The organism is Pseudoalteromonas sp. HM-SA03 (genome assembly GCF_002289345.1).
Classification (GTDB): domain Bacteria; phylum Pseudomonadota; class Gammaproteobacteria; order Enterobacterales; family Alteromonadaceae; genus Pseudoalteromonas.
Genome location: NZ_NSDG01000015.1, coordinates 72,817 through 93,006, shown reverse-complemented (window position 1 = coordinate 93,006; position 20,190 = coordinate 72,817). Strand labels below are relative to the sequence as shown.

Annotated in this window: 19 protein-coding genes; 14 read left to right on the top strand and 5 right to left on the bottom strand. The window is 41.6% G+C overall.

What is annotated here, in order from left to right:
- Window position 1: 1 nt before the first annotated feature.
- From CKO50_RS02655 to CKO50_RS24380, 14 genes are all read left to right on the top strand, one after another.
- Window positions 2-655, top strand: coding sequence for a sulfotransferase family protein (locus CKO50_RS02655; RefSeq protein WP_095726890.1), 654 nt, complete (start codon window positions 2-4; stop codon window positions 653-655).
- 42 nt (window positions 656-697) lie between these two features.
- Window positions 698-1,270, top strand: coding sequence for a tRNA-(ms[2]io[6]A)-hydroxylase (locus tag CKO50_RS02650; protein WP_095726889.1), 573 nt, complete (start codon window positions 698-700; stop codon window positions 1,268-1,270).
- A 422-nt stretch (window positions 1,271-1,692) separates the two neighbouring features.
- The gene (locus CKO50_RS02645; RefSeq protein ID WP_010372856.1) at window positions 1,693-2,076 is read left to right on the top strand and encodes a response regulator; all 384 of its coding nucleotides are present in this window, start codon (window positions 1,693-1,695) and stop codon (window positions 2,074-2,076) included.
- Window positions 2,073-2,978 (top strand): MoxR family ATPase, encoded by a 906-nt coding sequence (locus CKO50_RS02640; RefSeq protein ID WP_095726888.1) that lies wholly within the window; start codon window positions 2,073-2,075, stop codon window positions 2,976-2,978. The genes CKO50_RS02645 and CKO50_RS02640 overlap by 4 nt, the downstream gene beginning before the upstream one ends.
- 14 nt (window positions 2,979-2,992) lie before the next feature.
- A complete protein-coding gene (locus tag CKO50_RS02635) occupies window positions 2,993-3,922 on the top strand; it encodes a DUF58 domain-containing protein (protein WP_255229144.1) in 930 nt (309 codons plus the stop codon).
- On the top strand, window positions 3,912-5,855 hold the full coding sequence (locus tag CKO50_RS02630; protein ID WP_095726886.1) for a DUF3488 and transglutaminase-like domain-containing protein: 1,944 nt from the start codon (window positions 3,912-3,914) through the stop codon (window positions 5,853-5,855). Before CKO50_RS02635 ends, CKO50_RS02630 begins: the two co-directional genes overlap by 11 nt.
- 1 nt (window position 5,856) lies before the next feature.
- Window positions 5,857-7,185: a Na+/H+ antiporter family protein gene (locus CKO50_RS02625; protein ID WP_095726885.1), complete on the top strand. Its 1,329-nt coding sequence runs from the start codon at window positions 5,857-5,859 to the stop codon at window positions 7,183-7,185.
- A 149-nt stretch (window positions 7,186-7,334) separates the two neighbouring features.
- Window positions 7,335-7,934: a response regulator gene (locus CKO50_RS02620; protein ID WP_095726884.1), complete on the top strand. Its 600-nt coding sequence runs from the start codon at window positions 7,335-7,337 to the stop codon at window positions 7,932-7,934.
- 2 nt (window positions 7,935-7,936) lie between these two features.
- The gene (locus CKO50_RS02615) at window positions 7,937-9,835 is read left to right on the top strand and encodes an EAL domain-containing protein (protein ID WP_095726883.1); all 1,899 of its coding nucleotides are present in this window, start codon (window positions 7,937-7,939) and stop codon (window positions 9,833-9,835) included.
- Window positions 9,825-10,964 carry a response regulator gene (locus CKO50_RS02610; RefSeq protein WP_095726882.1) on the top strand — a complete coding sequence of 380 codons (1,140 nt, stop codon included), beginning with the start codon at window positions 9,825-9,827 and terminating at the stop codon, window positions 10,962-10,964. Before CKO50_RS02615 ends, CKO50_RS02610 begins: the two co-directional genes overlap by 11 nt.
- Window positions 10,936-11,913 carry a response regulator gene (locus tag CKO50_RS02605; protein ID WP_095726881.1) on the top strand — a complete coding sequence of 326 codons (978 nt, stop codon included), beginning with the start codon at window positions 10,936-10,938 and terminating at the stop codon, window positions 11,911-11,913. Before CKO50_RS02610 ends, CKO50_RS02605 begins: the two co-directional genes overlap by 29 nt.
- Window positions 11,914-11,915: 2 nt before the next feature.
- The gene (locus tag CKO50_RS02600; RefSeq protein ID WP_095726880.1) at window positions 11,916-14,207 is read left to right on the top strand and encodes a diguanylate cyclase; all 2,292 of its coding nucleotides are present in this window, start codon (window positions 11,916-11,918) and stop codon (window positions 14,205-14,207) included.
- 58 nt (window positions 14,208-14,265) lie between these two features.
- Window positions 14,266-14,418 (top strand): hypothetical protein, encoded by a 153-nt coding sequence (locus tag CKO50_RS24385; RefSeq protein ID WP_255229137.1) that lies wholly within the window; start codon window positions 14,266-14,268, stop codon window positions 14,416-14,418.
- Window positions 14,419-14,440: 22 nt separating this feature from the next.
- Window positions 14,441-14,656, top strand: coding sequence for a hypothetical protein (locus CKO50_RS24380; RefSeq protein ID WP_255229136.1), 216 nt, complete (start codon window positions 14,441-14,443; stop codon window positions 14,654-14,656).
- A 34-nt stretch (window positions 14,657-14,690) separates the two neighbouring features.
- On the opposite strand, the gene CKO50_RS02590 is transcribed toward CKO50_RS24380, so the two are convergent.
- The 5 genes from CKO50_RS02590 to CKO50_RS02570 are packed head-to-tail and all read right to left on the bottom strand — an operon-like array spanning window position 14,691 to window position 20,177.
- Entirely contained in the window at window positions 14,691-15,548 is an 858-nt protein-coding gene (locus CKO50_RS02590; protein WP_255229134.1) for a lysozyme inhibitor LprI family protein, read from the bottom strand.
- A 6-nt stretch (window positions 15,549-15,554) separates the two neighbouring features.
- Window positions 15,555-16,637 (bottom strand): chemotaxis response regulator protein-glutamate methylesterase, encoded by a 1,083-nt coding sequence (locus tag CKO50_RS02585; protein ID WP_095726879.1) that lies wholly within the window; start codon window positions 16,635-16,637, stop codon window positions 15,555-15,557.
- Entirely contained in the window at window positions 16,637-17,137 is a 501-nt protein-coding gene (locus CKO50_RS02580) for a chemotaxis protein CheD (protein ID WP_255229131.1), read from the bottom strand. The genes CKO50_RS02585 and CKO50_RS02580 overlap by 1 nt, the downstream gene beginning before the upstream one ends.
- Entirely contained in the window at window positions 17,131-17,931 is an 801-nt protein-coding gene (locus tag CKO50_RS02575; protein ID WP_095726877.1) for a protein-glutamate O-methyltransferase CheR, read from the bottom strand. Before CKO50_RS02575 ends, CKO50_RS02580 begins: the two co-directional genes overlap by 7 nt.
- Window positions 17,932-17,942: 11 nt before the next feature.
- The gene (locus CKO50_RS02570; protein WP_095726876.1) at window positions 17,943-20,177 is read right to left on the bottom strand and encodes a methyl-accepting chemotaxis protein; all 2,235 of its coding nucleotides are present in this window, start codon (window positions 20,175-20,177) and stop codon (window positions 17,943-17,945) included.
- Between the last annotated feature and the right edge of the window lie 13 nt (window positions 20,178-20,190).

Here is a 20,190-nt window from a genome sequence, read left to right as displayed (position 1 = left end):
TATGACAAAACACAAATTTCTGGTAACGGGTTTACCACGAACGGGCACAACAAGTCTGTGTATTGCTGCATTAGGTGCTGGATACAAAACAGCACACACGGCATATACAAGGCAAGCGTTAGACTGCGCTGAGTTTATTGCTGACACTCCCGTTTTTGCTGACTATGAAAAACTATATGCTTTATATCCTGAAGTTAAAATAGTACATTTGACACGAGATTTTGAGCAATGGCTTCCCTCAATTAAGCGTTTAATGACGGCAATGAAAGACAATTTACTGTCACATAAAGGGGGCTTTAACGACACCATTAAGCGTTGTTATTTAGAAACTTTTCCCGATTTTGACAAACATTTTGAAGATGATGATTATTGGCGGGATTGTTATAGTAAGCATCATGATAGGGTACTTAGCTTTGCAAAAATGAATCATATTCCTTTTATTACGGTCAATCTAATCGCTACCGATGCCGAACAAACGTTTGCCGAATTTATAGGCGTGGCTCAAGAAAAAGTGACCATCCCGCATGTCAATATCGGCGGTAAAGTAACTGCATGGAAGTGGTTTTCACACCCCAATAAAGTAGAATCGACACGTAACGGCAAAGCAGATAAAGACACCACACTCTTTAGCGTGCAAGTTCGCTCAAGCGCGTGAGTTTGTTATACTCACTACAAGCTGTATATACAAGATAGAGTTATGTTTGAATTAAAATATCACACACCTTTTAACTGGACTGAAAAAGTCCTAGCCAACTTTGATACCTTTCTTCAAGATCACGCCGCTGCAGAAAAAAAAGCAGCGGGGATGGCGATGGCAATGCTTGGTCATTACCCAGACAGGATCAAGCTAGTAAAAGCGATGGCAGATCTCGCAATAGAAGAAATGATCCATTTTAAACAGGTACTTAAGATCTTAACCGAGCGTGGTACGCTACTAGGGAACGATCAAAAAGACCCCTATATAAAGCAAATGCGCGCATTGTTCCGCCAAGGCACAGACGAATATTTAATTGATAGATTACTTATTGGCGCAGTAATAGAGGCTAGGGGCCACGAGCGCTTTTCTTTAGTTGCAGAAGCGCTTCCTGTAGGCAAAGAGAAAGACTTTTATGTTGCCATTGCCAAGTCAGAAGAAAAACACAAAAATCTCTTTGTGGAGCTTGGCTACGAGTATTTCGACAAATTAACGATAGATAACCGCCTAGAAGAAATTCTCATTGCAGAAGCGGATATTTGTAAGCGCATTCCATTTAGCGCAGCGCTTCATTAAAAACTGCGACATGACTCGAGACAATAAAGTCTCAACAAAGTTACAGTGTGACTTTATTGTCTCCTATATTTCTAAATTCTTATTCAGCGAACAGAACGGTTTCATCAAGATGTCTAGTTTCCCCTAGTGCATTGGGTTCCATGCTATTCTCTGAATACTTTTGGTTTCTAAACTGTTTCAGAACGACTGTTATAAATCAACCAGACGAGCAAGTGACTTTCTTTTATGTAAGATTTATCTATTTAACATAACGTAAATTATGGGAGGTTTTGAATGATGTAAGGAAAATTAGGTATACCCCCCGCATTATGTCCAATACTAGACGGTATCGGACATTAATAAAAGTTTACTGTATTTTCTATTGAGCTATGGTTTCGCTTTTTATAGTATGTGGTTGAATTTGTAATTTGAAGTATCGACATATGGAATTTGTAAGACCGCTAGAACCAATCTTGATAATTGATGACGCTGTTGAGATCAGAGATTTTCTGACACAGATTTTGGAAAACTTAGGGTTTGAAGAAGTTTATGGTTGTGAAGACTTTGATTCCGCAAAGCCGCTACTTAAGCATAAACAGCCCAGTGTTGTCTTCTTAGATATTGAGCTTCCCGATACAGATGGTACCGAGATCCTATCCTACATTAACGAAAATTTTCCAGTGGCCCATGTCATCATGTGCTCTGGTCATAATAGTATGGAGAATGTTCAAAATACTTGGGAGCTTGGTGCTAAGGGCTTTATCGCTAAGCCTTTCAATGCACACAAAGTGGATTCAGTCATGAAGCGTTTAGAGCTGGTTACATGAATGAAGAAATAAAGAAACTTACCGATGCGCTCTCTACTGTTATTTTAGAAAAGCCTGAACAAATAAAGCTCGCGATCTGTAGTCTTTTGTGTCGCGGACATCTCCTTATTGAAGATTTGCCAGGTATGGGTAAGACGACGCTATCTCATTCTCTTGCTGATGTGTTAGGTCTAACATATCGTCGCGTGCAATTTACTAGCGATCTGCTCCCAGCTGATATCACCGGTACTTCCATTTTCAACCGTGAACATCAGTCATTCGAATTCCATCCAGGTCCTATTTTCAGCCAAGTTTTACTGGCCGATGAAATCAACCGCGCAAGTCCAAAGACGCAAAGCGCCTTATTGGAATCCATGGAAGAACACCAAGTAACCATTGATGGCGTGAGCCATGAGCTCCCTAGCCCATTTTTTGTGATTGCAACGCAAAATCCTCAGCATCAATCTGGCACACATCCACTGCCTGAGTCACAACTAGACCGCTTTTTTATGCGTATAAGCTTGGGGTACCCCTCGGAAATTGCAGAAGCGCAGTTAATTAAATTAGCTGGAAAAGCAAGAAAACTGACTCGAGCACCACAAGTGATCGATGGCAAAACACTTTTGGCGTATCAGCAAGTTGTGCCTAACATTGTGCTAAGTGACGCCATTATTGATTACATCCTTCGCTTAGTTAACTACACACGAAGCTCAGGTCAATTTAGCGATCCTTTGTCGCCAAGAGCTAGCATCGCACTTGCAGCCGCAAGTCGTGCATATGCATTTATTAGTGGTCGAGATTTCGTGATACCCGATGATGTTCAAGCCGTTTTCACTTCAGTCTGTGCCCATCGACTTGGCGTTACCACGACTAATGAAGCAGAAGTTCAGACACAGGTCTTTCAAAACGTACCGGTACATTAAGCATGATTAACCGCTTGAAATGGAAAGTTAAGCAGCATATTTATAAACGACATCAACGCTCAGAAATACGGTTATCTCATAATAATATCTACATACTGCCATCTAAGGATGGCGGTTTTTTTATCGCTGTGGCTTTGCTTAATTTTGTATTGGGGATCAACTATCAGAATAATTTAATCCTTGCAGTGTCCTACATTATGGCTGTGATGATGATAGCCGCCCTATTTTTAGGTTTTTTTAACTTGAACAATACAAATGTCCGATATTTGGGAAGTAATGCTAATTTTAGCCCATATAGTTCATCTATTAGAATCAGTATTTCATCTAGCGCAGAGATCCAATCACTCAGGCTTTCAAGTGAATACAACCAAACGGCTACCCATATTTCTAAAGTGAGTGATGAAAAAGTTCTCGAGTTAGGCGCCCCTGAATTACCTCGTGGCGTATATGAAACGGGGGTAATTAAAATCCTCAGTTACTTCCCATTTGGCCTTATTCGTACCTGGTCGTATATAAAACCAAACGATGCTTTCTACGTGTACCCTACTCCATTGCCGGTTATAGACACAGAGTTTAGCTTTGGCAGTGCCTCGAATACTAGCCAAAGCATACAACAGAAAGAGCGTTCAGTTGAGTTCGACCATCTCTCGCAATATCAAAAAGGCATGAGTTTAAGCCGCGTTTCTTGGAAGCATTACGCCAAGACAGAGCAAATGTTAGTTAAACAGCATGCACCAGAGTCGGCCGATTTACACCGCGTTATTTTTGATTATTCTAAGCTTTCAGGCAGCAAAGAAGAACGTCTGAGTAAACTCTGTACTTTGGTGCTTGACGCCGATAAGCAACAGACAAGTTATGCCCTGTTACTGCAACAAAACAGGATCCCGTTCGGTCAAGGTGAAACCCATAAACTATGTTGCTTGGAGGCATTAAGTGAATTCTAGCTTCCCAAAATGGTACTACAGCACGTCACTATTTTTATGGCTGCTGAGCATTATTCTTGTCGATGATTTTGGTATCGGCTTTGTCGGATTATGTACCGTTTTAACACTATGGCAAGCATCGAGGTTGGTGACTAAACCAAGCGTATTAAGCATTCGCTTTATTAACTTGGTCACTTTACTCGGTGCCATTGCAACGGCCTCATTAATAGGTCTAAAAAACAGCGTGAATGTTTTTGTGGCTTTGATGTTGGTTGCATCGCTACTGAAACAAGTGCATGCCACGCATGCCCGCCAATTTACACAAATATGTATTTTGAATTTCTTTACTTATCCTTGCTTGTTTCTTTTTACACAAAGTATATTTGCAGCATTTCTTGTATTGATTTTGCTGGCTGTTAATTTAGCTATCATGCTTAATCTCGAGCAAAACCTAAGGTTCAAATCTGCGCTTAAGATAAGTGCAAAGGGATTGGTATTGGTGCTGCCTGTGGCTACTTTATTAGTTATTTTTTTACCTAAACTCCCTGCATTTTGGCAGTTACCTGCACCGCAGAATCAAGCAAAAACAGGGTTATCTGAGAATGTAGATCCTTTCAATATCGCAAATTTATCCCAGTCCAGCGACTTGGTGTTTCGGGCGTCATTTGAAGACACTCAACAAACGGGACCTTTCTATTGGCGTGCAATTATTCATGATGAATTTGACGGACGGCAATGGAAAGTCTCTGAGTATCAAGGTACCAATATCAGAGCGTTGCCCAAAGATCCGATTGGCACAGCAACCATTATTGCGCAGCCAAGTCAACTTCCTTGGTTGTACGGCCTGTCATACTCTTATTCGACAAACGCTAAGTTGAATAGTAATGTGTTTGGCACGGTCTATTTGAAAAACCTATCAGCAAAACCTGTCGAGTATCAAATCGATTTCACTGATTTTGAACCCCAAGATTCGTTAAGGCCTTGGTATTATAGCCGTAACATCGCATTACCTGACGACATTAACCAACAGGCAAGGCAACTGGCGCGCGATTGGGACAGTCAATCGACAACAACGAGCCAATTCATTGAATTAATGAAGCGCTATTTTTTGCAAAATGGTTTCGTCTATACCTTAACACCAACTACAACCCAATCGGACAATAGGATTGATGACTTTCTATTTAGCTCGTTTAATGGATTTTGCGGTCACTACGCCTCTGCCGCGGCATTTCTACTGCGAAGCGCGGGTATCCCCGCTCGCTTAATATCTGGCTATCTGGGCGGTGAAAAGAATGACAATCAAGGCTATTACAGCGTTTATCAATATGACGCACATGCTTGGGTTGAATATTTTACACCGGGAATTGGCTGGCAACGCTTAGACCCAACCGCCTGGATTGCCCCAGAGCGCATGACAGGGAGTCTTTCTCAGCTAGAACAATTATCGAGCGAGTTCAAAAGTGGTTTAGGCTACAGCTTAATTGGGTTGTCTAATTGGCAATCTATTAATTGGTTGCGATTACAGCTTGAGGAGCTTGACTATCAGTGGACTCGCGTCGTCATTAATTTTGACAAAGAAAAGCAAGGCGCACTGTTTAAAGAGTGGTTTGGGAGCAATGGTCAGCTTTGGGCCGGGATATTTTCTCTGTTTATGCTGCTTTTGCTCTCAATTGCGCTATTTTACCTTAGCAAGCAGCTTACTCGGCATAAATGCCCTATCGAACTGGTCTATTACAATGCTATAGTGTCCGATTTCAAAGAGCAATTAAGTGGCACTACGGCGAAACAACATATTGTCGAGTTATGTAAGTTATTTCCTGAGTTAGAAGTGTCGCTTTGGCAGTTTTATCAATTAATTGAAAAGTCACAGTATCAACAAAAACCACTTAATAAACTTGAGCTTGGTGAGTTGAAGAGGTTGTATAAATCAATAAAAAGAAAGGCAAGAAAATAGTATGAATGCTGTTATTTTGGGCGTCTTGCTCATGCTGGGGTTAACCCTCTTTAGAATAAATGTAATTGTCGCCATGACAGTTAGTGCAATAGCTGCGGGCTTAGTGGCCGGTTTAGATTTGAAGACAACCTTAAACGCCTTTAATGATGGGCTATCTGGTGGCGCAGAAATAGCTCTGAGCTATGCCATGTTAGGTGGGTTTGCGGTTGCTATTTCGAAGTCTGGCTTAACTCAAATCCTCGCGCAAAAGCTGCTCAAATTGGTTAATGCCAATGATTGCGAAGGCTCAACGTTCTTAAGCATGTTTATAATGGTTATCATCTTGGCTTGCTCGATTGCATCGCAAAACCTTGTGCCTGTCCATATTGCGTTTATTCCAATCCTCATTCCGCCGCTATTAGTCGTACTGAACAAGCTGACGATAGACCGCCGTGCGATTGCATGTATTTTAACGTTTGGCTTAGCGACCAGTTATATGGTGTTGCCATATGGATTCGGTGGCATTTACCTTTACTCTATTTTGCATAAAAACCTTGTAGATAATGGTTTAGAATTGGTTAAGTTCGACGTGCCTTACGCTATGGTAATCCCAGCGCTTGGTATGTTGATAGGACTATTGATTGCCGTTTTCATTACTTATCGTAAAAAGCGAGATTATGAAGTGAGTCAACAGCAAAGTACTCAGTCAAACACCGTACCGGAAGGCCAAGAAGCAACTAAAGTGATGATCGTCGGCGGCGCTGCGGTGTTTGCTTCTCTCCTTGCACAAAATATCAGTGGCTCAATGATTTTAGGTGGGCTCGTTGGCGTGATGATTTTTAGCCTCTTTGGTATTGTAAAATGGGAACAAAATTCGGATGTTTTCAGCAAAGGCGTAGCGATGATGGCAATGATAGGTTTTATCATGATCTCTGCGCAAGGCTTTGCCTCCGTCATGAAAGCAACGGGCGATGTGGCAAGTTTAGTAGCAAGTTGTGCCGATTTTGTTGGCGATAATAAACCACTTGCCGCTGCGATGATTTTGCTTGTTGGCTTACTTATTACCATGGGAATTGGCAGCTCATTTTCAACCGTGCCAATCATTGCCACGCTATTTGTACCTTTGTCTCTAGAAGTTGGCTTTTCTGCTATGGCTACCGCCGCTTTGGTGGGAACCGCAGGTGCACTAGGCGACGCGGGCTCTCCTGCATCAGATTCCACACTTGGACCCACTTCTGGCTTAAATGCCGACGGACAACACGATCATATATGGGATTCCGTGGTGCCAACATTTATTCACTTCAACATCCCACTTCTATGCTTTGGCTGGATAGCCGCGATGGTGTTATAGGTTTATACATCCATGATGGTATCAAGGCTCTTTGCCTTGGTACTTTTAGCTCGTAAACGCATTATATTCTCCTTGTCTCTAATGTCGCTTTTGTCTTATTAGTTTTCTTGTGCTATACCAAGAGGTAAGAGAATTAATGCAATAAGACTATGCAAACACTTAAACCAAGCGAAATAGCCAGTTACTGTAACGTACACCAACGTAGTGTGAGTCGTTGGATTGCCAATGGCGAATTAATAGGTCATAAGCTTCCTGGACGCGGTAACTACCGTGTCTTACTTGAAGACTTTTTATCCTTTTTAAACAAGCACAAAATCCCCCTTTCGCAAGACTTTATTAGCGACTATCAAATCGCAGAAAGTGGTCTACACTCTGATAAAGAACGGGATTTAGCTAAGGTGCTTATCATTGATGACGAGCCCCAGTATAGAAAAGCGATACGACGAGTGATAGGCAACGATTATTTGATACAAGAAGCTGGGGATGGCTTTATGGCAGGCATTGCCATCTCGGAGTTTAAACCAAGTTTAATCACGCTCGATCTTTCCATGCCGGGAATGGATGGCTTTCAAGTGATCTCATTTATCCGCGAAAAAGAAGAATTTAAAGCGATTAAGATTTTAGTGGTCTCTGCATTAAATGATGCGGAGCTTGAAAAGGCCAAAGCAATGGGTGCCAACGATGCCCTTTCTAAACCGTTTGATAACTCTATTCTGTTAGAAAAGATTAATGCGCTAATACAGGGGTAGCTATGAATGCACCTATCATGTTGGTTGATGATGAAATTGATATTCTAAAGTCGCTTAAGCGCACACTGCGTTTACAGCATTATGAAGTGGTATATACCGATGACCCAAGACAAGCGCTCGGTTTGATACAAGAGTACAAACCGCATGTGCTTATTACTGATTTCAGAATGCCCAACATGAATGGCCAAGAGCTTATCCAAGAAGTGAAAAAGCATGATCCTAGTATTGAATGCATCGTGCTTAGTGGGCAAGCTGATTATGACGATATGAAGTCACTGATCAACGCGAATAATACCTTTAAGTTTTTATCCAAGCCCTGGGATAGCGAAGAACTGTACACAACGATAGAAGCAGCACTCAAAAACCATCACAAAAACGAATTAAAAACCCAAATCCTGCGTAGCAATAATGCGCCTTTAGTCGAAGTAAATACCATAGGTAATATCATTGACTGTAATTACGCTTACACGGAGTTAGTGTTAAACGAAGTCAATAAGGGCAATTTCTTTCAACTGTTTAATTTTGAAAGTGATAAATGTCTTGATGATTTTGCTGAGCGCAGAATTGCAACACTAAAAAGCTCAGGGGTGTTATGCCAAGTTGAGCTCAAGCTAAAAACAGAATCCAGCTACTTACTTATTATTAAACCCCTCTCCAGCGAGGAGGATAAATATCCTAACTTCTATCAGAGCAAACTGGGATTTCTTGAACATATCAATCGCACTGATAACTCTGTAATGATCTGCCTGAAAATTCGTGATTTGCTAGTTAAAAATATTATTTCTAATACCCCGATATATTCAGATACGTTTAAAAAAATCATAGATCATGCTCTGCTGAGCGAAGCGACTCATTTTTCGATGCTTGAAATCAGCTTTGATCAAGCCATTTTCTGGCTAGATTCAGTACAAAGTGAGATTGAGGTACACAAATTTTTAGATGAGTTAATCAACTCGATCAAACAATTTTTCATTCGCAAAAATATCCAAATCAAGTTCTCCGTCTCTTACACCATGATTGAGCCTGAGCAACCACTCTCGGAAGCAATAGACAGCTTAGTCATCTACACCCAATTTGTTTGCGAATCACGCACTGATTTCTATATGCGTTATTCGCAATCACTGCTTTCAGAAAAGCTAAACGAGCATAAAGTGTCTGAGGCATTGTTTAACGCCGTTGATAATGATGAGTTTTACCTAAGATTCCAGCCTAAGCTTAATTTAAATGAACATTCAATCAATAGTTGTGAAGTGTTAATTCGCTGGAAGAACACCCAGTTTGGCGCTAACTCACCAGATTATTTTATTCCGTTGGCAGAAAAAGACGGACAAATAGTCAAAATAGGAAATTGGGTGCTTGAGCAGGCCTGTATCGCACTGTGCGAATGGCAAAAGGAAGAGCTTGAGATCCAAAAAGTTGCAGTGAATGTTTCACCCTATCAACTTTCCGATCCCAACTTTGTACAAACCATGTATTCGATAATTGAAAGGTATTCGCTCAAACCCGAGCAATTCGAATTAGAAATCACCGAGCACTTTGTCTTAGAAAACCTCGAGCAAGCTAAAACTAAGTTACTACAATTAAAAGAAATCGGATTCTCCATTGCTATTGATGATTTTGGCACTGGGTATTCCTCTTTGGGCTATATTTCAAAATTGCCAGTGGATGTTATCAAAATTGATAAGAGCCTGATTGAAAACATCGACAGTTCGAAATCGGCTCGAGATCTAGTTCAAAATGTTATTCGATTAGTTCACGACCTTGAATTAAAAGTTGTCGCTGAGGGTATAGAAACCGTCGAGCAGCTTGAAATTCTAGAACAGTTAAAATGCGATGAAGTACAAGGATATCTCATCGGAAAACCTGTTTTGCTTGAGGAGTTTACTCACTATGTCTATTAAAAGCCAAGTGCCACGGATTGTACTCGTTGATGACGATGAGTTAATGTTGAAGTCGCTCCACCGCCACTTCAAAATCAGCATGGAAAACGCTGAAATATTAACCTTTTCATCACCTAAACAATTCATAGAGTCCCTAGATACGTTAGCGAGCATCGACATCTTTGTGAGTGACTACCTTATGCCATCAATTAACGGTGTTGAATTAATCAATATTGTGAGACGCCGTTATCCGCAAGTCCTCACCGTCTTGTTAACGGGCGATACCACGGGCAAGGTACTGTGCAAATCTTCAATTTCTGCAACCTTTATCGTAGCTAAACCATTTCGAAGAGAAGAATTCGATGAGGTTATCACCGCTTTTTATCGACTCAATGAGCTGCCTTTAAGTGAAGCAATAAAACGTGCGCTAAATGAAACTTTCATTGAAAACGAATTGCCTATCTTGCTAAGTAAAATTGAAGACATTGATCTTGATTTTCAAAAGCTTGAAGCGATGCTGGAACAAGAAGTGCTTATTCAAGCCAAATTATTTCACTTATGTAACAGTGCTTATGTGGGGTTATCTACAAAGCAATACTCCCTCTCTACCGCAATTAAGACGCTCGGTGTGGATTTAGTGTCTGCAATTATTGTCTCTGTGTGTTATCACAATATGGTTGCAGCTAGATATGATATCACGAACTGTGAGCAGTTAAGCGATATTAACTTTAGAAAGGTTAAGTTACTTAAGGAATTACTACTCAAGCTACATGACGGATCGATTGACTCTGAGCGTGTTGTTTTTCTTCAATCCTTATTATTTCTAGGTGAGCTCGGCTCAGAAATAGCTCAGCTTATTACCGAAAGTCAATGTCATTCCCCACAGAGTTGCTATATCGAGAAATTGCATATAGCCCTTTATACTGCCACATTAATTGGCTACGAGCCAGCCATCACAGAGCAATTGTATGCACTCATCAAAGCCCTAGAAACGGGTAACTCAGATTGCAATGCCACTAAGCTATTGTTGCTTATAGATACAATCACCAATAAAGAAGTCAATCAGACGGTGATCAACACCTTTTTTGATCAAAAGAGCCAAGATTGGTTGGAGCTTTTCTATGAACTCAGAAGCAAATACTTTAGTTAGTTACAAAGTACTGATATTAGACGATGAAACGTCAATACTTAAGGCGTTAAAACGAGTCATACGGCTGCCTTCGGTAGAGGTTGTCAGTTTTGATAATCCTTTTGAAGCTCTTGAGTACATAGATACGTGCCCTGTTCAGGTTATTATCTCTGATTTTAGAATGCCGCTTATGAATGGTGGAGATTTTCTAAAACGAGCCAAAAAAATTAACCCCGGTGCAATTGGCATAATTCTTAGCGGTTATACCGACTCCGATATGCTTATTGATATGATAAATAGCAAGGTTGCGCATAAGTTTTTATGTAAACCATGGGTGAACGAAAAATTACTCGAAGAAGTTAATGCTGCAATAGACGTATACAATGATAACTATTTTAAAACGATTTTACAGGAACAACTAAAAAAGCGTGATTGCCCACGGGTACTAATCGATAATGAAGGCCAAGTTGTCGAACATAATCTCAGTAAAGACATAGAATCTCAGATACTTGCAGAGTTCTCGGCATGCTTTAGTGGTAATGGTATCTACCACACTCCGCTTGGTGTTTTAAGATGTGAGATCCGTAGCAATCCAAAAGACAAAGAGTTCTACCTGATCACCATCGAAAAAGTCGAAGTAACAGATGAAATTAACGTTTATGAAGCTATCACCGAACTGCTATTATGTTACTCGATAAATCCCGTTCTCACTTACTATGCGTTGCCAACTTGCGAACTCACTACAGCGAAATTGGCAGCTGCGGCTCAAGAAGTTTTCAGAAACTATAAAATATTGCCGTCACCGACACATAATTATCTGTTTGTACTTGATAACATTGAGCAATCCTTATTACAAAGAAAACAGATAGAGCTAGAAATTCAGTTGGAAAAATTACTTGATACCGCACTACCTCACGAGATACAAAGTAATACCACTCAACTTGCTGTATTTTTAAATAATGGAGAGTAGGCGTGGATACCTTTGCAACAGTTGAATTAACACAAGATTTAGTCGAATCAAGCTTTCCGCTTGCCGACCTCAATACTCTACTCACCTCTCTATCTGATTATTTTGAGGTGCCAATTACTTTAGTCACCGTAATTGAAGGGCAATGGCAACACCTTATCGCCAGACATGGGATCCTAGCCGATAGAACACCGGAGCAAGATGCTTTTTGTAAGAGCTTAATCAAATATAACAAGTCATTACTCGTTCCAGATACCGCCTTGGATGAAAACTATGCCAATAACCCACTCGTTACTGGCGAGCCTTACATTCGCTCATACTTGGGTGCACCTTTTCGGCTCGATGGCAAGCCAATCGGTGGCGTATGTTTAATCGATACTAAACCAAAAAATTATACCGAGCGAGATGTTCATTTACTTGAGACGATAAGCGGTCTTATCACCAATATTTTAGAGCTACAAAAGAACTATTCGTTATACCTAGAAGATCAAGAATTAATCCGCTTTTCACCAATCGTGTTAATTAAATGGAAGTATAATAATGGGCTTCGCATTCGTACGGTTTCTCCGAATATCGAACGCGTTATTGGTATTGACGCTTTCCACTTATGCTCCGGGGAATTGCATTTTGAAGACTTACTCACTGAGCCAAGTGTTGAGAAGTTTCATTTTAACTTACAAAACCACTTGGATGGTTTAGAAGCGTCTGAAATTTTGCTAGAGATGGCATTAGACTCAAAACAGATCTGGATCCGTATGATCACCGTGGCGCACTTTAACCACGACAGCAGAATGACAAGCATTCAGGCTTTTATCACCGAAAATACAGCACAAAAGTACACCGAAGACAAACTCAATGAGACGAACCGACAGATGCGTTTGTTGCTAGAAGCCTCGGAGCTAGGTACATGGGATTGGAATATTCCAGCAGATATCAACAAAGTCAATAAAAAGTGGTGTGATATGCTTGGAATTGAATTTGAATACGTTGAGACCAGCGTTAATTACTTTCGCCAACTTATTCACCCAGCCGATCGTAGCCATGTAGAAAAAGACTTAGCCAAGCATCTGCAAGGATTAACCGATGCCTACACCACTTCTTATAGAATGAAACATGCCGACGGCCACTGGGTATGGATAGAAACTTATGGCAAAGTGGTTGAACGCGATAATAGCGGCAGAGCGCTGCGCCTTGCTGGTACTCACCGAGATATTACCTACCGGATGGAAGCACAGTTACAGGAGCGTAAGCAAAAACAATTACTGTCTTTTATCAGTAAAGCACAGTCAGCCTATTTAAAGACAGGTGATCTGTCTAAATCATGCCGTGAAATTCTAGAAGAGCTCATAGACATTGCGGATAGCCAATTTGCGCTGATCGGCGAGCTTGAACACACCGCAGGTATACCAAGGCTCTTTATCCATGCAATTTCAGAAATGCAATGGAATGATCTAAGCTCTCAGTTGGTACAGCGATATTATGATAACGATCTCTATTTTACTGATTTTAATAATCTGTTCGGGTCGGTTATCCTGACGGGAAAAACCGTAATTAGTAACGAACGAGGCAAGCATCCAGCATCGAAAGGCACACCGAAAGGACATCCAAGGATCTCTAAATTCTTGGGGCTGCCGATAAAGCTCAATGGCGAATTAATCGGTATGATTGGACTTGCGAATAAGTTTTTTGACTATACCGAAGAAGATGCAAAATTCTTACAACCACTAGTCGATTCTCTAGCGGGCTTATACTATGCGGTTAAACTCGATAAAGAGCGTCAAGAAGCAGAAAATAAGCTGCTTGAACTTGCCATGACCGACACCTTATCAGGCCTGCCCAACCGACGTGCCTTTATGGAAAAAGCCGCCGAAGTTGGTGAGATATCCTTCCCCTATTTAATTGGTATGATAGATATCGATAACTTTAAGTCTATTAATGATACCTACGGTCACGATGCTGGTGACAAAGCTATTAAACTGATTGCTTACACCATAAAGGATGCGCTACGCAGTGATGATTTTACCGCGCGAATGGGAGGTGAGGAGTTTGCATTTGTGTTACTTGATGCTACACATGGATCATCTAGCGCATTGATTGAGTCCATCAGAGAGTCAATATCCAACTTGGAAATTGCACTTCCAGAAGAAGAGAAAATACGTCTCACGGTCAGTATTGGTGTAAAAGAGGTACTTCCCGAGATGGAAAGAATGTCTATTACAAGACATTTAAATGATGCTGATAGAGCATTGTATGAGGCTAAACATACTGGCAAAAATAAAGTAGTTTGGTTCGAATAACAAAATATTTCATATTGCTTGATATACTTTAATTTCGTGTCGGACATAAAAATGGAAAATGATGAAACAGCTCTCACTTAACCTAGCTGCACTTGGATTTTTAGTTACCTCATCAGTAGCTTATGCCGATTATACTGCTGAGTTAGAAATTGACCGAATGCAGGACACACCGTTTAAAGAGTGTAGCGACTCACTTTTCGCCAAGTTATGAATAATTTTTTTACCGAACTCACTTGGATTATCTCACAAGTGATTGGGGGAGAAACTACATAAATATTGATGGTTATGTAGAAGAAGAAGGCGAAAAGTTTGATTTTCTTCTTCAATACGAAGTCAAATCTGATGGGACGTTTGAGATTAATGCAATGGAGTTCTTAGGAAAAGCAAAAGACGACTCGTTTATTATCATGATGATGGACAAGATTTGCTATCATTCAACCGGTGATTAGCGCTTCAACTCGAAGCGCTAATCGGCTTCTAAATTTAGTCTACTGTAACACTGCACTGGATGGGCTGTTGATAATAACCCCAAGTTAATATTGCTACATTACTTTGTACTTTAAGGTGATAATCGCCACCGCGGTAATGAGTATCACTGGCGGAGTTATCGATGAACATCAGCTTTTCACTGTCATTAAATTCTGCGACCATGCTTAGTGGCTGAGTATCGTAGTAAAAAACGGATAATAACTTATCGTTACAGAGATACGTCGTATGCCCGGAGCTAGTCACTAATGCAAAACGAGCCTCAAGCTCGGCAATACGGTAAATATACAACTGCTTCAAGCAATGCGTGCTATCGCTAGATTTCCAACACGCATTGCGCCCTTTTATCCACCCTCTTTGTTCGGCTTTAAGCAGCTTCGAATGCGGCTCTTTTACAATTTTTTCATACACAGAATTGAGTTTGCGATCCAGTCGAGACAACGCCGCACTGTTACAAATAACGGCTTCCATGCTTCCTGCTCTTACCTCGTTACAAGCAAATGAAGGCGTATGTAAGGTATGTTGTTTTAAGTGCTCGTCAATATAGCGACACCAATCCTGCGTGCTACGGTCGGGCTTATCCGAGTAACTTCTTACACCAAGTTTAAACTCAATGACCGATTGCCATTCTTGGCTGCCAAGATCAGGACCATGCCCGCTACCATCGCCACTTATTAAAAGATCATCGGCCTCTTTCATCCACTGCTCACCACAGTGAAACGCTTCAACGTTCAATTGCTCGGTGGGTGTTAAAACGGTCCTATTTTGTGGCGCACATCCAAATAGAGTGATGGCTATAACTAAAGCCAATCCATGATAAAAAACTCGGGTTAATGTAGTCGCGTTCAAGCTCATTTCCTTTTAATCGCGTAAACAAGAGTTACGCTTACCAAAACAAAAAAATTGAGTTATTGTCATCGGTACGTCCGTTAGAGACACTTCTTTACTGTGGGCATTTAACTTTATGGCTTCTTTTGGCATTCCAAATACAACGCTGGAGCTTTCATCTTGTGCATAAGTCTTCGCTCCAGATTTCTTCATTTCTAACAAACCAAATGCACCATCAGCGCCCATTCCAGTTAATATAAAACCGATAGCATTGCTTCTAACTTGCTTCGCAACAGATTGAAACAATACATTGACCGAAGGCTTATGGCGCTGCACTGGTGGCCCATCTTTGAGCTGAGTGTAATAGAATGCACCACGACGAACAAGCTGAAGGTGATGGCTTCCTGGCGCGATGTACACATGGTTAGCCAGTACGCGTTCGTTATGTTCAGCCTCTTTAATCTTTAATTTTGAAAGATCATTTAGCCTTTGAGCAAAGGCTTTAGTGAAGTTGGCTGGCATATGTTGTACCACCACAATACCAGGCAATTCGGGCTCTAATTGACTAAAGATGTACTCAAGCGCTTGCGTCCCCCCTGTCGAAGTGCCGATGGCTACCACTTTATCAGTGGTATTAATGGCAAGGTTGGTATTGCTCATTGCGACATTGATAGCAGGCGCACGGCTTATGTCTTCCGTAGAGGACTTTGGTCTGTAGAATCTCGCTTGCTTAACCACTTTAATAAATTGCTCGCGTTGAGACTCAAGAAATGATTTTAGGCCACACTCTGGTTTAGTTAAGATTTCAAATGCGCCAAGAGAGAGTGCCTCTACCGACAATTGAGCTCCTGTGGTTGTTAGCGATGAACAAATGATCACGGGGATAGGTTTATTGCCCATGAGCCAGCGTAAAAAGGTAATGCCATCCATCTGTGGCATTTCTATATCAAGAATAATAACATCTGGCGGCTCTGCCAACACGCTAGGCTGCGCCAAGACAGGGTTGCTAAACACCTTAGTCACGCAGATTTCAGGCGAATACTCCAACATCGCAGTGACCGTTTGTCTTACCACAGCAGAGTCATCGATTATATAGACGGAAATTTTATTCGACATCAGGTTGCCCTCCTACTCGATAACGCAACATGAAAACGGTCTACCCGGCAAGCGCCATCCTTAAGATCCACTTGAACTCTCCGGTAATAAGGGCCACCTACATCACGCGCGACAAGCCTAAATCCATAATCGTCAATCAGCTTATGACTCATTTCGATGTTTCGCATACCGACAGTCTCTGAACAAGACGTTTTGAACATCTCTCCACCACCAAAAAGCTTAATCTCCACACAATCCTCAGGGATACTAAATCGCTTTAAATATTGGCGAACAAACGAAAAAGTCTTATCGACATATTTAGCGGACTCATCGTCATTCGGCTTTTCTGTGGTTGGCAATAGCATATGACTAACAACAACTAGTTGGTGCTGCTTAGACACTAAAACAAATGAAACACAGGACCCCAGCAAGGTATTGAGCGTTGCAGGACGAAATGACTCTACTGCCAAACTACCCGGCTGCAAAAATATTGATTCAACGTCTCTGCTTGGCATCAACATTTTGCATACACCGCAGGGGCGATTGATTCAAATTTATCATACACGCCATTTAAGCTCTCGGAGTGTCCTAAAAACAAAAAACCTTGCTTCGGCATCGCCCTATAAATATTCTCGAGGATTTTTACCTTTTCATCTTTTTCAAAATAAATCAGTGCATTACGGAGAAATATAATGTCAGCTTTACCACCGATATAAGGCACAAGTAGATTATTTTTGAAAAAGTTAACCTTATGATAGAGCTCATCATTCACCATGATATAGCCGGTCTTCTCTCCGACGCCATTTAAACAGTATTTCCTTAGATATTCGTTAGGAATATTTTTAGCACGATGTACGGAGTAAATTGCCTTTTTCGCTAAATCCAGCATCCGCTCAGAAATATCGCTAGCACGCACCACCCAATTCCCGTGGCCATAATGCTCCTGTGTGCACATCGCCAAGGTGTATGCCTCTTCGCCAGAGGAGCAAGCCGCACACCAAATATCTGGTGCAGACTTTTGGTAATATTTGGTAAACAGTTCAGCTAACTTTTCAAAGTGTTTACATTCTCTGAAGAAATAGGTTTCATTGGTAGTCAGCAAATCGATGCACATGTTTCGCTCACCTTTGTTATTGGGTACATTTAGATACTCAATGTACTCACCATAGCTACTTAATCCTAAAATCCTCAGTCTTTGATTTAGCCGTCCACAGACTAAGTTCTTTTTATGATCCCTAAGGTGTATTCCTGATTCTGCTTTGAAGAAGTCAGCAATACAGGTAAATTCCTGATCGCTAATAAAGTCCCCAATCATGTAGCATCTCCTTAGAACTGTTCAAAGTGCTCTTTTGAACGAGCTTGCCCAACGCTAACTTCTTTTCGCTCGACGACAGGTTTTGCTTCTGTTTTCGGCTTTCCTCTTTCTAATACTGGCATCTTGCTTTGGCTTTCAACATCTCCGATTTTAAAATAGGCGACGAGCTGGGTAAGCGCCTCTGCTTGACTGGACATTTCTTCCGCGGTGGCTGCGAGCTCTTCTGACGATGACGCATTTTGCTGTGTTAGCTGAGTAATTTGATTCATCGAGTCATTGATTTGGCCAACACCTGTAGCTTGTTCGTCTGACGCTGCGGAGATCTCTTGTACTAAGTCAGAGGTTTTACCAATCGCAGGCACGATTTCAGCAAGTAGACTACCTGCTCGCTCGGCTTTGCTCACTGAGCCAGATGCTAGCTGAGATATTTCCTGCGCTGCAAATTGAGATCGCTCAGCAAGTTTTCTGACTTCTGCAGCCACTACAGCAAACCCTTTGCCATGCTCACCAGCTCGAGCCGCTTCTATGGCAGCGTTGAGTGCTAACAGATTCGTTTGATAAGCAATGTCATCGACAATACCTATCTTAGAGGCAATTTGTTTCATGGCTGATACGGTCTCTTCCACGGCACTACCACCTTCTTGTGCTTCACCAGCTGCTTTTGATGCCATACCGTCGGTAATTTTGGAGTTTTCTGCATTTTGGGCAATGGATGCCGTCATTTGTTCTACAGAGGCTGATGTCTCTTCAACAGATGAGGCTTGTTCGCTTGCACTCTGTGCCAATGACTGTGCTGTTGAGGAGACTTCGGTAGATGCCTGCGTTAGCGACTCTGAGTTAGAACGAACATCACAAATAATGCGACTTAAACTGGAGATTGTACCATTGACGCTTTGCTTCAATTCGTCATAGACACCTGAATAGCTTCCTGCAATCTCAACATCAAGGCGACCTTCTTTTAACCCATCCATAACGTTAGCAATTTCCTGAATCGGTTTTTCAGTCGCTTCCAATACTTCGTTAAGACCATCAGTCATGGTTTTAAATGCGCCGGCATAGTTTGAGGTATCGGCGCGATTTTGGATGTTTCCTTTGACCGCTTGTGAAACCAACTCGACGATATCGGTCGCTAAGGTATCTAACACATCGGTGAGATTGGCTGTACGTTGCGCCAGCTCACCTAAAAGCCCTTGTGCTTGTACTTTGGGCTTTAATGATAAGTTACCTTCACTCACTGCGTTTAGCACGGCAAAATTGTCCTCAAGTACCGATTCCAGCACTTCCATCGACTTATTATATGCCTCTGCAATTCTGCCTATCGATCCCTCTAACTCATTGGCTTCAATGCGTCTGTCAAACTCCCCACAAGCTACCGCTTGGAAGGCAACACCAAACTCTTCTTCTAGCAAGCGCTCTTTACGCTTTTCTTCAGTTACGTCTTTCCACTCAACCGTAGTAGAAATACGCTTATTGCTTTCATCAAATACGGGGGTGATCATGAGCTCCAAGCTGTGCTCGCCAAACCCGAGCTTTGCAACGTGCGTAGAGGTTAAACTCGCTAACATAGTGCGCTGGTGGCTTGGATTACGGTGGAACTGGTCAATACTTCCTCCCACCAGTTTGTCGACGCAAAAGGTAGGTAACGTGCTTTGGATCGCAGTTTCCAATCTGAGTAACATGTCTCGCATGGCCCGATTCATATAAACAATCTCGTAATTTTCATCTGCTAGCATAATACAGGTGGTACTGTAATCCATGGCTTGTTTGTAAAAGTCGCTATTACATCCAGCCCTTAAGCTCGATTGACTGATTAATTTAGCCACGAAACTACAGTTAGCAATGGGCTGTTCCAATTTGGTGATTTCTAATTGATAAGATCCACTAGGCATATTAACTGTGGTGGCTTTGTCTATCAGCTCGGAAAAGTTATTTTGCAACGACAGCATATCAGTAATATATCCACCATCATTTTGTGCGCTATTTGCAATAAGCTGGGTAAATTGATTACTTTGATGAACAATCCGGCCTGCACCATCTAACAGTGCAGCAAATGTGCCTGTGGTCTCGATAGCCGCTAATTCCGCATTACTTTTAAGCAAACTTAATACATTGGTCGCAAGTGTTTTGGCTTCCCCTCCGTATAAAGCGGGGTTTACTTGGGTAAGATCTGAGTGTTCAATCGCGTTTACGACTGCTTTCGACAGTAGATTGACTTGTTTGTCAAAGATTGCTGGTAAAATTCCCATTATGTATCCCCTT